8 protein-coding genes and 6 pseudogenes are annotated in these 15091 nt (G+C 52.5%); 11 read left to right on the top strand and 3 right to left on the bottom strand.

Annotation, left to right across the window (positions count from 1 at the left end; all coding sequences use genetic code 11):
• Positions 1-331 precede the first annotated feature (331 nt).
• The 6 genes and pseudogenes from tnpB to tnpC all read left to right on the top strand — a co-directional run.
• Positions 332-562, top strand: a pseudogene (tnpB, locus tag VQ830_RS27985) (IS66 family insertion sequence element accessory protein TnpB); the annotation flags it as partial.
• Between the two features lie 74 nt (positions 563-636).
• Positions 637-1254, top strand: a pseudogene (locus tag VQ830_RS27980) (transposase domain-containing protein); the annotation flags it as partial.
• A 71-nt stretch (positions 1255-1325) separates the two neighbouring features.
• A pseudogene (locus VQ830_RS27975) lies at positions 1326-1831 on the top strand (transposase); the annotation flags it as partial.
• A gap of 63 nt (positions 1832-1894) precedes the next feature.
• Positions 1895-2920, top strand: coding sequence for an IS110 family RNA-guided transposase (locus tag VQ830_RS27970; RefSeq protein WP_337271426.1), 1026 nt, complete (start codon positions 1895-1897; stop codon positions 2918-2920).
• Between the two features lie 234 nt (positions 2921-3154).
• Positions 3155-3736: pseudogene (locus VQ830_RS27965) on the top strand (IS3 family transposase); the annotation flags it as partial.
• Between the two features lie 40 nt (positions 3737-3776).
• Positions 3777-4760, top strand: a pseudogene (gene tnpC / locus VQ830_RS27960) (IS66 family transposase); the annotation flags it as partial.
• A gap of 299 nt (positions 4761-5059) precedes the next feature.
• Here tnpC and VQ830_RS27955 read toward each other — a convergent pair.
• From VQ830_RS27955 to VQ830_RS27945, 3 genes and pseudogenes are all read right to left on the bottom strand, one after another.
• Positions 5060-6487 (bottom strand): mannose-1-phosphate guanylyltransferase/mannose-6-phosphate isomerase, encoded by a 1428-nt coding sequence (locus VQ830_RS27955; protein ID WP_337271425.1) that lies wholly within the window; start codon positions 6485-6487, stop codon positions 5060-5062.
• A 167-nt stretch (positions 6488-6654) separates the two neighbouring features.
• Complete coding sequence (gene rfbA / locus VQ830_RS27950) at positions 6655-7533, bottom strand: glucose-1-phosphate thymidylyltransferase RfbA (RefSeq protein WP_337271424.1); 879 nt, start codon at positions 7531-7533, stop codon at positions 6655-6657.
• 42 nt (positions 7534-7575) lie between these two features.
• Positions 7576-8725 (bottom strand): annotated as a pseudogene (locus VQ830_RS27945) (dTDP-glucose 4,6-dehydratase).
• Between the two features lie 462 nt (positions 8726-9187).
• Here VQ830_RS27945 and VQ830_RS27940 point away from each other — a divergent pair.
• From VQ830_RS27940 to VQ830_RS27920, 5 genes are all read left to right on the top strand, one after another.
• Positions 9188-9847 carry a hypothetical protein gene (locus tag VQ830_RS27940; protein ID WP_337271423.1) on the top strand — a complete coding sequence of 220 codons (660 nt, stop codon included), beginning with the start codon at positions 9188-9190 and terminating at the stop codon, positions 9845-9847.
• A 2-nt stretch (positions 9848-9849) separates the two neighbouring features.
• Positions 9850-11712 carry a glycosyltransferase gene (locus VQ830_RS27935; protein ID WP_337271422.1) on the top strand — a complete coding sequence of 621 codons (1863 nt, stop codon included), beginning with the start codon at positions 9850-9852 and terminating at the stop codon, positions 11710-11712.
• Positions 11713-11779: 67 nt separating this feature from the next.
• Entirely contained in the window at positions 11780-13849 is a 2070-nt protein-coding gene (locus VQ830_RS27930) for a glycosyltransferase (RefSeq protein WP_337271421.1), read from the top strand.
• Positions 13846-14649: a hypothetical protein gene (locus VQ830_RS27925; protein WP_337271420.1), complete on the top strand. Its 804-nt coding sequence runs from the start codon at positions 13846-13848 to the stop codon at positions 14647-14649. The genes VQ830_RS27930 and VQ830_RS27925 overlap by 4 nt, the downstream gene beginning before the upstream one ends.
• A gap of 262 nt (positions 14650-14911) precedes the next feature.
• On the top strand, positions 14912-15091 hold a 180-nt coding region (locus tag VQ830_RS27920), incomplete at its 3' end, for a hypothetical protein (protein ID WP_337271419.1).

Raw genomic sequence — 15091 nt, 5'->3', positions numbered from 1 at the left:
AACGCGCAATCCGGCTCAGGTAAATCTTGGCGGACGCTCGCTTATAACCGAGCGCGAAAAAATGCTCCGCGAGGCGATCCATCTCGCCACCAAGCGCACCACTACGCAGGCGCTTGAGCACCCCACGATACGAAAAATAGAACTCGAGCATGTTGTCCCTCCGAATAGCGGCGCGGGGGGATCCCGCACCCATCCAAAGAGGCACGAAATATTATGTGGCGGAGAATTCCAGATTAGACGGGCCTCGCCCGGCGCAGGAACGGATCCGCCACATAATCTCGCCCGACACATAAGAACGGTTATGTGGCGCGCCACATAACCGTTCAGTGGCGCCCTCTATGTGTTCCGCTCCAAGCGGACGGACCGTGTCCGCATCGTGTGGTGGGATGGCAGCGGGGTCTGCCTTTATTCGAAAATCCTCGAGGAGAATGGCTTCTGCTGGCCGGCAGCGGCGGCTGCGCGTATTCGTCTCGACCATGCTCAGCTCATGGCGCTTTTGGCCGGTTTGGATTGGAAGAAAATCCGTCCAGCGACAATCAGGAGGCCGCTCTCGACAGGCTGAATGGCCGCTCAAAAATTGATTTATGTCGCTGTAAATGCTAGGAAAAGTCCACGATCTGTGGTCTACTTCCCTCTATGGCTTTCTCTGCTTCGGACCTTCCTGATGACGTGGATGCACTCAAGGCGATGATCGTCGCCATGAGTGCCGAGGGTGCGGCTGCGAGGGCGCAGATCGCCCGGCTTGAGGCGCTGAAGAAGGATACGGATGAGCGGATCGCCACCCTCACAGCGATTGTGAAAGTGCTGGAGCGGGCCCAGAAAGGCACCCGCTCGGAACGGCTGCGGCTGGGGATCAACGACGATCAGATCGATTTTGCCTTCGAGGAAGTCGAGACCGGCCTGGCGGCGATCGACAGCGAGCTCGATCAGTCACGGAAAGACAAGCCAAAGCGGGAAGCACGCCCACGCAAAGGCTTTGCCGCCCACCTCGAACGCATCGAGGAGGTCATTGAGCCTGAAATCCCTGAAGAGTGTCAGGGCTTAGAGAAGGTTCTGATCGGCGAAGACCGATCCGAGCGGCTCGATGTCATCCCACCGAAGTTCAGGGTGATCGTTACCCGTAGGCCTAAATATGCCTTCAGAGGCCGTGACGGCGTGCTGCAGGCTCTGGCGCCGGCCCATATCGTCGAGGCTGGTCTGCCGAGCGAACGGCTGCTGGCCTACATTGCCGTATCGAAATACGCCGACGGCCTTGGTAATCCCCCCGCAAAATAACGGACTTCAAAAGTAGAATTTTCTCGGGCTTTATGATCGAGGAGATTTTGATGAAGACGAGCAGATTTAGCGAGCCGCAGATATTGGCCATCCTCCGCCAGGCGGAAGGCGGCGTCCCTGTCCCCGAGCTTTGCCGGGAACATGGAATGAGCACGGCGTCATTTTACAAGTGGCGATCCAAATACGGCGGCATGGACGCGTCGATGATCAGCCAGATGAAGGCTCTGGAGGATGAGAACCGTCGGCTGAAGAAGATGTATGCCGAGATGAGCATGCAGGCGGAACTGCTGAAGGAGGCTCTGGGAAAAAAATGACACGGCCATCTCAACGCCGAGAGATGGCCGGGAAAGCAGTGGCATTGCGCGGGGTGAGCATTGCGCTTGCCTGCCGCACCTTCACGGTCAGCGAGACCTGCTATCGTTACAGCGCCAAGCTGAACGACGAGAACGAGCAGATCGCTGATCTTCTCATCGGGCTGACGCGGGCAAAGAAGACCTGGGGCTTCGGCCTGTGCTTCCTTTACCTGCGTAATGTCCGGGGGCATCGCTGGAACCACATGGCGTAATCAGAGAGGCAGCCCTCGTGCTAAATTGCTGCTTTCATCAGCAAGGAGGAGAAGATGAAGCATTTTGTGGGACTCGACGTGTCGATGAAGGAAACGGCTGTCTGTGTTGTTGACGAGGCTGGCAAGAAGATTTGGGAGGGCACTGTGCGCAGTTGTCCTGACAAGATCGCAGCGATCATCGGTGAGAAAGCGCCAGATCTGGTCCGGGTGGGTATGGAGACTGGTCCCCAGGCTGTATGGCTGTGGCATGCTCTGCGGGAGTGCGGCGTCCAAGTCGATTGCATCCACGCGCGGCGGGCTGCGGCGGCATTGAAGTTGCAAGCCAATAAAACGGATCGCAACGATGCCTATGGGCTCGCTCGTTTGGTGCTCAGTGGTTGGTATGAGCCGGTGTCGATAAAGTCGTTTGACCGATACCGCATTCGGGCGGTGCTCACGGCGCGGGAACGCATCGTCCGGATGTGCACGACCATGATCAATCAGATCCGAGGCCTGGCAAAGACCTTCGGCTTGAGTTTGTCGGCGGGAAAGGGACAGGTGTTTGAACAGTCAGTTCGTCGAGCCCTGCCAGACGATGTTATCTTGCGCGAACTGTTCGAGAGGCTGTTGTTGGTGCTATCCGGTCTTAAGGATCAGCGCAGAGCTTTTGACCGACAGCTTGCTCGCTTCGCACGGGAAGACCAGACTTGTCGGCTGGTCTCAAGCGCACCTGGGGTAGGCAGCCTTGCAGCGATCGCATTCGTAACTGCCGTCGATGATCCGACGCGGTTTCGGGCTGCCGATGACGTCGGCGCATATCTTGGGCTGACACCGAAGCGATATCAATCTGGCGAAGTTGACATTGGCGGCCGTATTTCGAAGACGGGAGACCGTTTAACAAGGAAACTTCTTTTCGAGGCGGCCACGGTGATCCTGTATCGTGCATCTCCGGCGATAGCATTGAAGCAATGGGGCTTACGCCTGAGTGCTCGATGCGGAAGCTGGAAGGCGCGCGTTGCACTGGCCCGCAAGTTGGCAGTGACGCTTCTCACGATGTGGAAGACCAACACCATGTTCGAGAACCGCAGTTTCGCCGGATAACCTGGCAAGCATAAACAAAGAATGCCAGGCACGTTCCAGGTCTGGCCAAAGTCATCTCGAGACTCGCTTTGCTGCACGCATCATGACAAGCGCTGACAGCGTGAATCACATCGAGAGACTTTAAAGCATGGCGCCATTGTGAGGCAGTTATGAACAGCTGACCTCGAAGACGACAACGCCTTGGCTTAACAGCGACAAAGAAGACCTGGAAAAGACCTTGAACGATTAGACGATAAACGCGTCTATCGCATCTACCGTGAGCTGGAGTTGAACCTCAGGATCAAGCCACGCAAGCGTTTGAAGCGGGACAAACCAGATGCCCTGACCGTGCCGGATGCGCCGAACCTGGTCTGGTCCATGGATTTCATGGCGGATCGTTTGGAGGATGGTCGGCAATTCCGACTGTTGAATGTCTTGGACGACTTCAACCGCGAGGGGCTGGGCATCGAGGTAGACTTTTCGCTGTCTGCCGAACGCGTTGTTCGTAGTCTGAACCAAATCATCGAGTGGCGTGGCAAGCCGTGCACCATTCGTGTCGACAACGGGCCAGAATATGTCAGCGGCAAGCTCATGGAGTGGGCCGAGAAACAGGGGATCGCCTTGAACCACATCCAACCGGGTAAGCCGCAGCAGAATGCCTATGTCGAGCGCTACAACCGCACCGTCCGGCATGAATGGCTCGACCAGAACATCATCGAAAGCATCGAGGAGGCACAGGAATTCGCCACACAGTGGCTATGGACCTACAACAACGAACGGCCCAATATGGGCATCGGCGGCATCACACCCGCACAGAAACTGAAAATGGCCGCGTGAATTCTACTGCAGAGCCCCGTTAAAAACGGGGGGATTACCCCTTCCGCTCTACCGTCAGCAGGCGATCTACCTGCGTGATAGCGTGGCGCTGAGCCGCTCGTTGATGGCCCAATGGATGGGCCACCTCGGCTTCGAGCTCAAGATCCTGGCGGATTACATCCTGGAAAAGATCAAGGCGGGTGAAAGGGTCTTTGCCGACGAAACGACATTGCCAACCCTGGTGCCTGGTTCGGGAAAGACAATGACGGCGTGGTTATGGGCCTACGCGCGTGATGATCGGCCGTTCGGTGGATCAGGACCGCCAATGGTCGCCTATCGGTTCGAAGACAGCCGGGGTGCGCGCTGTGTTGCGCGGCATCTGAGCGGCTTCACCGGCATCCTCCAGGTTGATGGACACGGCGCCTATACGAGCATGGTCAAGGAGCAGGTTAAGGCCGGTAGCAATGAGACCATCACTCTGGCCGGGTGCTGGTCGCATGTCAGGCGCAAATTTTACGAACTCCATGTCGGCGGCATCAATCAGGCTGCCACGGCGTCAGTGACAGCGATGGCGGAGCTTTGGAGGGTTGAAGACGAGATCCGCGGCAAGGATGCCAACACCCGTGCTCTCCTACGACAGGAGAGGTCTGCGGCCATTGTCGCCAGGCTTTTTGAAATCTGGGAAAAAGAGCTGGCGAAGGTCTCCGGGAAGTCCAAGACTGCGGAAGCGATCCGCTACGCAATGACCCGCCGAGAGTCTCTGGAGCGCTTTCTCACCGACGGCCGCATCGAGATTGACTCCAACATCGTCGAGCGGGCAATCCGGCCCCAAACAATTATGAGAAAGAACAGTCTATTCGCCGGAAGCCAAGGCGGCGGCAATACATGGGCAACGATCGCGACCCTGTTGCAAACAGCAAAGATGAACGACGTCGACCCACTTGCCTGGCTCACACAGACGTTGGTTCGCATGGCGAACCGATGGCCCGCCCAAGATATCGAAGCTCTCATGCCGTGGAACTTCAAGCCGGACGTTGGCGGCTAACCGCTTACCTTGCAGCTATTGGAGCATAAGGCAGCGCTATCTCCGAAGAGTTCATCCTTCTGATTCATTTGTTGGGAACTAAAACAAAAAGAACATCTAGTAGATGTCATCAAAACCGCAAGTCTGAGCGTTATCGGTTCGTTGAAGCTAAAACCAGAAGCCGTGGTTCAACATCTTCAAGACTTTGGAACGGCTACGCCTGAAAAGCCTTAAGATCGCGAGAGGTAAAATCTACCGACAATAGAGCAAAGTGAGCAACGACCAGATAAGCCAGGTCGTTGCTCTGAAACAGCAATTATCTAATTCCGACCAAACTCATCGACGATCCGGATGATGTCATCCTCTCCAAGATAAGACCCAGTCTGAACTTCAATCATTTCTAAGAGAATTTTTCCCGGATTTGCCAAGCGATGTACCTCTCCCTGCGGAATGTACACGGACTCGTTCTCGCGAACAGTCTGCGTAGTTTCGCCAATCGTCACCTCAGCAGTGCCTCTGACACAAATCCAATGTTCAGACCGGTGGTGGTGCTTCTGTAGTGACAGTTTCTTGCCAGGCGTGACAAACAATCGTTTTACCTGGAAACGGTCTCCGTTGAAGATCGAGGTATAGCCGCCCCACGGACGATATGACGTCGGATGCGTTTCCGTTAGCGCCGCGGTTTTTTTAAAGGAAGACAAGTGTTTGACGATTTGGCCGACATTTTGACTGTCCTCAAGGCGTCCAACGTAAACCGCGTCCTCAGATGCGATGACTGCAACTCCATCCAGGCCCTGGACCGCGACATGACTGTGGCGAGACATTGCAAACGAATTTTTCGTATTCAACAAAGTGGCATTACCGGAGGCGACGTTTCCACTTTCATCCTTCGCGCCGAGCTTCCACATGGCGTCCCAGCTTCCGAGATCAGACCAAGCAAAGGAAGCCGTCACAACCGCGGCGTTGCCGGTTTTTTCCATGACCGCGTAATCCATTGAAATATCGGGAGACCTGGAGAAAGCCGTTTCGTCCAAGCGGAAGAAATCTAAGTCCTGCTTTCCGTCATTGATTGCAGCTCTTGCGGCCTCTTCCACTTCGGGCGCTAGCTGGGAAAGTTCGGAAAGTATCTGCTCCACGCGGAACATGAAAATGCCGGAGTTCCACAGAAAATTGCCAGAACTTACCATCTTCTCTGCATTTGCCCGGTCCGGCTTTTCAACGAACCGCTTAACAAGTGAAACTCCTGTCGGCAAAGCCTTTCCAACTTCAATATAGCCGTAGCCAGTTGCTGGTTCAGTAGGCGTGATGCCAAAGGTTACAATCTTTCCAGCCCCCGCAGCCGCGCGTGCCGTTTTGATTGCCGAAAAATATTCGTCTATGTCAGTTATTTCGTGATCGGCGGCCAAAACCTGAACAATTGCATCTGTGCCAAACCGCGAAGCGGCATAAATTGTGGCTGCGGCTACGGCCGGGGCTGTATTGCGTGCTACTGGTTCAAGAATGACGCCGGAAAGAGCGATATCGAGCTCCCTAGCTTGCTCAGCGACGAGAAAGCGGAATTCTTCGTTGGTTATGACGATCGGCGCTTCATAAACATCGGTATCGGATACTCGTGATAATGTCGCTTGGAATAATGTACGGTTACCGGCGAACTGGATGAACTGCTTCGGTGCGGAGGCGCGTGACAACGGCCATAGGCGTGTCCCCTTTCCTCCAGCAATTATAACTGGAATGATTTTGCCTATCATTTGTTGCTCCAAAGTTGAATTCTGAAATTTGCGAACGGCTTATTCTGAACCCCTTCAACTTTCAATATTGAATGCGTACCTTTAGCTCTTTTGAGACGTTTAATGCATTTTAATGCCGTAGATCTCAAATAGCACAGCGCAGAGGTGCTTTATTGGTTCTCGTGCTTTCATCGGTCTGCAATATTTAAGACGATTTCCCGCAGATATGCCCCGTAGGCGCTCTTGCCATATTCCTGGGCAAGGCGGGTGAGGGCAGCGCGGTCGATGAAGCCCTGGCGATAGGCGATCTCTTCCGGGCAAGAGATCTTGACGTCCTGACGCCGCTCCAGCGTTGCAACGAATTCGGCCGCGTTGAGGAGACTGTCGGGCGTTCCGGTGTCAAACCATGCAAAACCGCGTCCGAGCGTCTCGACATTCATCCGGCCGCGCTTCAGATACTCCTTGTTGACGTCGGTGATCTCAAGCTCGCCGCGCGGCGATGGCTTCAGATTGGCAGCAATCTCGACGACATCCTTGTCGTAAAAGTAAAGGCCAGTCACGGCATAGCTCGATTTCGGCTTTTCGGGTTTTTCCTCAATGGAGATGGCTTTGCGCGTCTCGTCGAACTCGACGACACCATATCGTTCCGGATCGGCAACCCGATAGGCAAAGACGGTTGCGCCTTGCAGGTTGTCGATGGCGCGGCGGAAGGTATCGGTCACCCCATGGCCGTAGAAGATGTTGTCGCCAAGGATGAGGCAGGACGGGCTGTCGCCGATGAAGTCGGCGCCGATAATATAGGCCTGGGCAAGACCGCCGGGATGCGGCTGGACGGCATAGCTGAGCTTGACGCCCCACTGCGATCCATCGCCAAGGAGGCGCTCGAAGAGCGGCATGTCGAGCGGTGTCGAGATAATCAGGATCTCGCGGATGCCTGCGAGCATCAGCGTCGACAGCGGATAATAGATCATGGGCTTGTCATAGACCGGCATCAACTGCTTCGAGATAACCCTCGTCATCGGATGAAGTCGCGTGCCGCTACCGCCAGCAAGAATAATGCCCTTCATGATCGATCTACCTTTAAACTCATGCCGTTGATCTCGCGTATCTCAGTGCTTCTCATTGAGAAGCCCGAGGCGATCGCCGGCATATCCCTTGCGCAGTGGTTCCCACCACCACTGATTTTCCAGATACCAACGGACGGTCTTTTCGATGCCGCTGTCGAAGTTCTCCTGCGCGCGCCAGCCGAGCTCGTTCTCCAGCTTGTCGGCATCGATCGCATAGCGGGCGTCATGGCCTGGACGATCATCCACATAGGTGATGAGACGCTTGTGGCTGTCTGCCTGCGGACGGATCGCATCCATCAGTTCGCAGATGCGTGTGACGACGTCGATATTGCGCCGCTCGTTGCGTCCGCCGACATTGTAGGTCTCGCCGATGCGGCCGCGCTCGGCAATCAGGTCAAGTGCGCGCGCATGATCTTCGACATAAAGCCAGTCGCGGATATTGGCGCCATTTCCGTAAACCGGCAGCGGCTTGCCCTCCAGCGCATTGAGGATCATCAGCGGGATCAGCTTCTCGGGGAAGTGATAGGGCCCGTAATTGTTCGAGCAGTTCGACACGACGACCGGCAGGCCATATGTCCGCGTCCAGGCTTTGGCCAGATGATCGGAGGATGCCTTCGAGGCCGAGTAGGGAGAGCTCGNAGCAGTTCGACACGACGACCGGCAGGCCATATGTCCGCGTCCAGGCTTTGGCCAGATGATCGGAGGATGCCTTCGAGGCCGAGTAGGGAGAGCTCGGATCGTAGGGCGTTTCCTCGGTAAAGAGACCGTCTTCGCCAAGCGAGCCGTAGACCTCATCTGTCGACACATGCAGGAAACGGAAGGCCTATTTCTCGGCAGGCTGCAGCGTCATCCAGTAGTGACGGGCGCATTCCAGCATGTTGAAGGTGCCGATGACGTTGGTCTCGATGAAGTCCCGGGCGCCGGTGATAGAGCGATCGACATGGCTTTCTGCCGCCAGATGCATGATGCGATCGGGACGGAAGGACGAAAGCGCCGAAGAGACGGCCGCCTGATCGCAGTCGGCCTTCAGAAAGCGATAGCCAGGCCGATCCTTGACGGCGGTGAGCGATGTCTCTGTCCCCGCATAGGTCAGCTTGTCGACATTGAGGACGTCATAGCCCTTGTCCAGAACAAGATGGCGAACAACGGCAGAACCGATAAAACCTGCTCCACCCGTGACGAGAACCCGCATTCAAAACCCTCTGCTTCAATTCGGCCGCCACACTAGCGAGCGCGCGGCAATGTCCACTCTGTCCGCGACGATAAGAAAATACCTCACCGAGAACAGCCAGAAGAGGCTGACGCTCATCCTTGTCGGATAAACGCCTTTGACGATCCAATATGTGAGCCAGCCCGTGCCGGCATGCATTGTCTGATCCTCTTGCTGCTGAACACACGACCTGTGCCTGAAAAGAAATTATTCGCGACATTAACATTCCTGGCATCAACGGTCCCATCGTTCTCGCTCTGTATCTCGAGAAACTTGGTCTCATTCGAGGTTGTTCCGGTAGCAGGTTCTAGCTCCCAGCCAACTCAGACCGGCTGAAATCCGACAATTGAGTTGCGGACGCTCCATACTCCGGATATTGGCTACCGCAAATAAGTTGACATTGCACTTATACCGCGTGACTCGCAGAATTCACAGGAGTCGAACTTGAAGAGCGTAACGGGACAGGCGTATGTGATCGCTAGAAATTTTCTGGTTCTAATCTATGAACCAACTCTTGATTTACAATTTCCGTTGTCGGCTGATACCAACGTCTGTAAGTTGATCGGCTGGGAGATCATCGATCATACGAGCTCGGGCCTACCAACATATATTTTGCTGCTTGCTCTGAATTACGACCCGTCACTCGATGATTACGCAATCCGCAGAGATTTTAAGATTTTTACACAATTTGGGGTGACCAACGTAGAAGTTAATCAAATTCACGAATTTGCAAGATGTCCGGACATCTTTAAGATTTTTTCGTGCAAAATTGTCCTCCGCTCACTGGCCAACATGTCAATTGGTCAAATGGATGTTCTTTTGGAAGCTTTAGCCGAGAACATCAGTAATGAGCGTGCGGGATTTCCATTATTGAGCGCGTCCCTTGTGGCCGGAAATCAGATTGAGATAGATGGTGTGCATCGAATTGAGTTTGCTGCATTTCTTGATCACAGCAAGTGGCGAATAACACGCGTGATCGAGTCAACTTTAGAGACCATTGGCGTTGCGCGTACACATCTGCGATTTGAGAAAGACTTGTCTCTTGCCGGCCTACTATTGTTAGGTGACGGTCAATATGGATTTGCTGAAACAAGGTCAGCGTGAGAATGAAAAAGCCAGTAATACTCGTTGTTGCGCCGATGCCGCTTTTTCCAAACGGCGCTGGAAATCGTAGAAGGCTTCTTGCGAGCTGCGAATTCTTGAAGGCTCAAGGCTTTGAGGTCGATTTCGTGTACTTGGCTCACGAAGATCAAATCTACAGAAGGTTTGGTCAGAATCCGCCGACAGACATGCAAGCGATGATGGCCTATTTTCGAAAGGTGTGGATGGTTGAGCTTGTAAAACCCATCCGCCTCAAAGCGGGGGGGCACCATTTTCAGCTAGACGACTGGTACCCTGAGGAGCTTAGCGAATTTATAAAATGGTATTTCAAGACACACACCAGCACCAGCGCTATCTTTGTAAATTACGTGTTCTTGTCCAAGTGTTTGCTACATGTTCCTGAAAATATACTCACGATTATCGATACTCATGATCGTTTCTCGAATAGGCGACGACAATACGATCCGTTTAGACTTGAGCCAAACTTTTTTTACACTGACAAAATAAGTGAAAAGAGGGGTCTCAATAGGGCTAAGGTGATTGTTGCCATTCAGCCAGAAGAGCAGTTGTACTTCAGCGACCTTCTAGAACGAGAGGTTGCTCTTCTCATGCCCGATATAAAATCGATCAAATCTTTTGCACCTCCGAAGTCGCTAAGATCGTTCGGGTTTCTAGGCCACGGGAACGATGCAAATTTACTGTCTATTAGCAAGATGGCTTATGCGTGGAAAGCGCAATGGGAGCCAGGGATGCCGACTCTCAGGGTGGCAGGGGAGATCTGCAATAGCCTTCCTAAAGATCTTGGACCGGGTATCGATATACTAGGATATGTTGACTCGCTTGAGGAGTTCTATGCAAATGTCGACATTATCGTTGCCCCAATGCTTATGGGGACGGGGCTAAAATTAAAAGTTATTGAGGCGTTGGCATTTGGAAAGCCGGTTCTTGGAACCGCAATAGGTTTCGAAGGTTTCAATCCTGTGTCGGGCGATCATCGTTTAAAATCGATAGATGAAATTGTTGAGCGAGTGCTAGTTCTTTCTTCGTCTCCTAGTGGACTAGCCAAGCTAACGAGTGAGTCTGAACAAATCTTTCTAAGTTATCACCAGCGAGCATCTTCATCATCTGCGCAACTAGCGTCGATACTAACACAGCATTGCACGACAGGTTCCGAAATAACAGAAGTCGAGAACCCAGAGCTAAAGTATAATTCAGTCCTGAGATCTGACTACCTTGTTATTGAAGGAGAGGCCGCTTCGGGCGATAAGCCGAAGCAAGTCGGAGACGCTGAGATATTTGGAACGGAATTTCTGGGCCTGAGCTCAAAAAGTCTAAGCTGGGAGTCGGCTGCAGCTCCCGTCAGGAGGACGTGGTGGGTCAGCAGAGGAAAGTCTGGAAATGCTCTCATAGCTAAAGAGAACGGGTTATTGTCTGGTAGTCGGATCAGCTTAGGTTCTCTGATGTTCAATGAACCCAGCAATGAAGAGCAGGAACTTCTGGCTATGTCGGCCGCGCAAGAATTATCCTTCGCGGTGCCCGACTGGCATACCAAAATTCATACTGTCCTCACCGAAGAGGATAATTTTTCCGCGTCGTTCGTAGGCCCATCTTTTCTTTATCGGCGTCGATCACCTCAGCAGGTGTACTTGATGCTGGATGATGGGTCCTGTGGCGCGCGCCTGCATGAACTCAGCTTTAGTTTACTGTCCTATCCCATGCATGCGCAATGTGAGATCACCGAGAGGTGCGGTTGTGCTACACTCCTTCCGGTTTTATTGCGCGGAAAGCTCACACGACCGATCGAAGCTAATAAAGTGGAGAAACTTCTTTTGGCTTCCGACGGAGTCTGCGGTCAGATATTTGCGTGAGCTACAAAATTTTCGTTGTCCACAAATGGATCGTGAGTGATTAATTCAACCGCAGACGGAGCCCGTCATGTCTAACATCATCAACTCAAAAGGCTCTGTGGACGCCGGTGTCGGACGACAGTCAGCCCTTATGACGGCAAAGCTGCTTGTTCAGACAATTGGCCTCAACAAGTTAAGAATTAGATTTAAACGTGAAGATGATCCGATAATTAGCGTTGTCATTGTGTCATACAACGCTCCCACTCTGCTGGCGATGACATTATGGAATTTGGCTGCTCACGTTGTTAGTAGCCAAGCCACATTCGAGGTGATCATTGTCGACAACGCTTCCGAGAAGCCTACGCGAGAAATTCTCGATCTCGTTGATAATGCCAAGATTATTCTAAACGACAAAAATGAAGGATTCGGACCTGCGTGTAACAGAGGAGTATCCGCCTCGCGAGGCAGGTACCTTTTGATGTTAAACCCGGATGTTGATTTGCTACCGGGTTGCCTCGACGCTATGGTCGCCGCTTTTGGCTTGTTCGATAACACCGGCATAGTTGGCGCAAGGCTTGTATTCCCCGGAGGAATTTTGCAGGAGGCCGGGGCATCATTTATTGACGACCGTCAACTTACCCATCCCTATCTGCGTGGAGTCGAAGACGCGAGCATTCCCGAAGCGCTTTTCGCACGCGAAACTAGTTACGTTTCAGGGGCCGTTCTAATGATTGAGAGCAGGCTTTTCGAAGCGCTCGGTGGTTTCGACGATATATTTGCGCCCGCTTACTTTGAAGATACTGATTTGTGCCTACGTGCAGCACAAATCGGGAAAAAAGTTGTTTATCAGCCGCGAGCTGTGGCGCTGCATTATGAGAATGCAACGTCGCCAAATAGAGAAGACGTTGAACGTCTGCTAAATCAGCACCGAACAAAACTATTAGATCGACATCGAAACTGGCTGTTTGGTTCAGGGGTTCACCCAGATGGCTTCATGTTGCGTGAACCTGACCGGAACCGTTTTCGGGTGCTATACGTCGACGACCAAACCCCACATATTGATAAAGGTGCAGGTCTACCGAGGGCAAACACCATAATTCAACAGATGGTTTCGCTTGGATACTTCGTAACAGTACTTCCACTATACCACAGCGACCCCGATCCTATCCAAACATATCGCGACATCGATCAGCGCGTGGAGGTTCTAGATGCCGCCGGCGTCGATCAAATCGAAAGGATCATAGTTGAGCGGAGAGGTTATTATGATCTATTATGGATTAGTCGCCCGCATAATGTCGACTTAATTGTCAGATGTTTTAAAGGAGCAGGCATCAGCGTCAAGGACTGGGTGAAGCGGCGGGTTATATTCGATACAGAGGCCCTTTTTTCAGTACGAGATGCGGTCCTGGCATTCAAAAACGGCGCGTCAATAGACAACTCTAGGTTGGTTGAGGCGGTGAAAAACGAGGTTCGCTTCTCAAGCATGGCTGATGCAGTTGTCTGTGTCTCCAGAAGTGAAGAGAGGTTACTGAAAGATCTGGGTGGTGTTGTGAACACACGCATACTCGGCCACACGCTGCCTCTCAACGCAGGCTCGGCGTCTTTTTCCGAACGAAAGGGTATATTGTTCATTGGCCCGCTGACGGTTGACGGTAGCCCAAACGTCGACTCGGTCGATTGGTTCTTGAACGAGTGCTGGAAAGACGTACGAAACGCCCTCTCTCCGGAGGTTGAACTTCATTTGGTGGGCGAAATCTCAGAAGAAATAAGAGCCAGATTTGATATCCCTGGTGTTCGTATCTATGGTCGGGTTGATAATCCCAGCTTGATTTTCAACGCGGTGCGCCTTTCGATCGCTCCGACAAGATTCGCTGCCGGTATTCCTCAGAAAGTTCATAACTGCGTGTCGCATGGAGTGCCGATGGTTGTCTCTCCATTGCTTCTCTCCCAGCTTGATTGGGAAGAGGGCGAGGGGTGTACCACCGCACCATGGACTGATCCAAGTGGCTTCTCGCAAGCAGTTATTGCTCTGCACGAAAATAGTGTCTTGTGGCAAGATATTAGGGCTCGTGGGCTGGAAAAAATCGAGGAGGAATGCAGCGAAATCACATTTAGACAAACCATCAGGCAAATCTGCGAAGAGGATACCTGGGTATGAGTACATCTTGGGGAACGAAATTACAGAACGGTTTCGGACTATCGAGGCTATTTGATCGTGGCCGCGACCTCTTCGATGCTCATTACTACGCTTCAAACTATCCAGATGTAAGATCTTCAGGAATGGATCTCTACACTCACTTTCTGCGGTTTGGTGTAAGGGAGAACAGGGCGCCTAATGCGTTTTTTTCTCCGAGCTTTTACGTCTCTCAGGTAGGATCAGAAATCCATAACCCACTAAGTCATTATCTTAGAATAGGCGCCCGTGAAGGGCTTGATCCACATCCACATTTTTCCACCAACTGGTATTTAGATACATTTCCTGACGTGGGTGCCGCCAAACTCAACCCGCTCTATCACTATTTAAGATTTGGAGTTAATGAAGGTCGACCTACAGAGCCGCACTACAGGAAGATATTCGGCGAATATCTCGCTGCGTCCCTCGGCTACAAAATACCAAAGTTCAATGTGATCACGTCTAAAGCACCCGCATCTTTGCCTGGTAAGATATACACAAAATTCGCTCTTCCACTTTACTTGGACCCTATCGCAGCGGGTGTTCTCATGGGTAGGTTCGAGCTGTTTTCACGGGCTGGGATCATTCATACACTGAAGGCACGATATGCTGAAGCAGCAAACGAGAGCTTCGTAATCGTGTTTAATCATTGCTACGTAAGATCCAGCAACGATACCTTCGGCGTTAGCTATGACGAGGCGGAGCTTTATCGGAGTGAACGGGGTAATGTAAGCTTTTTGTCAATTTACGGTAAAGCGAACCTCACGTTCACAATGGAAAGATAACCTTCGAGTGGTATCGCAATGAGCGAACTGACGAGTTAAATCATTTCGCGAAGTGACACCTTCTCGATATTCCGATGTCTTGCCGGGCCACAGGCTGCTCATGTTACCCTAAGGCAAAAACCGTCTTTAGCAAGACTGACCAAAAGACAGAAGTGCGCGCCTCCTGAAAGCAGATTAGGATTGATGGTGTGCAGTTTAATACGCGTCCTCATTGATCAGAACCCATTGGCCCATTCTCTGCGTCCGATGGTCATGATGCGCCATGGCTGGCTTTCGAGCTTTCGCCAAGCATCGCAGCAGTGGGCAACGATATCATCATAGGGTAATCATCCCATTTTTAGTGGGTTTCGCAACTGGACCTCAGGCGGCTGTTTTTAATTTCATCGCGGGCGTAATGCCGCCGATGGCCATGTTGGGCCTCTCATTGTTGTATGTCCATAGC

This window comes from Oryzifoliimicrobium ureilyticum (assembly GCF_037199735.1).
Taxonomy (GTDB): Bacteria; Pseudomonadota; Alphaproteobacteria; order Rhizobiales; family Rhizobiaceae; genus Rhizobium; species Rhizobium ureilyticus.
The sequence above is the reverse complement of the archived record's forward strand: the minus strand, read 5'-3'. Positions and strand labels throughout refer to the sequence as shown.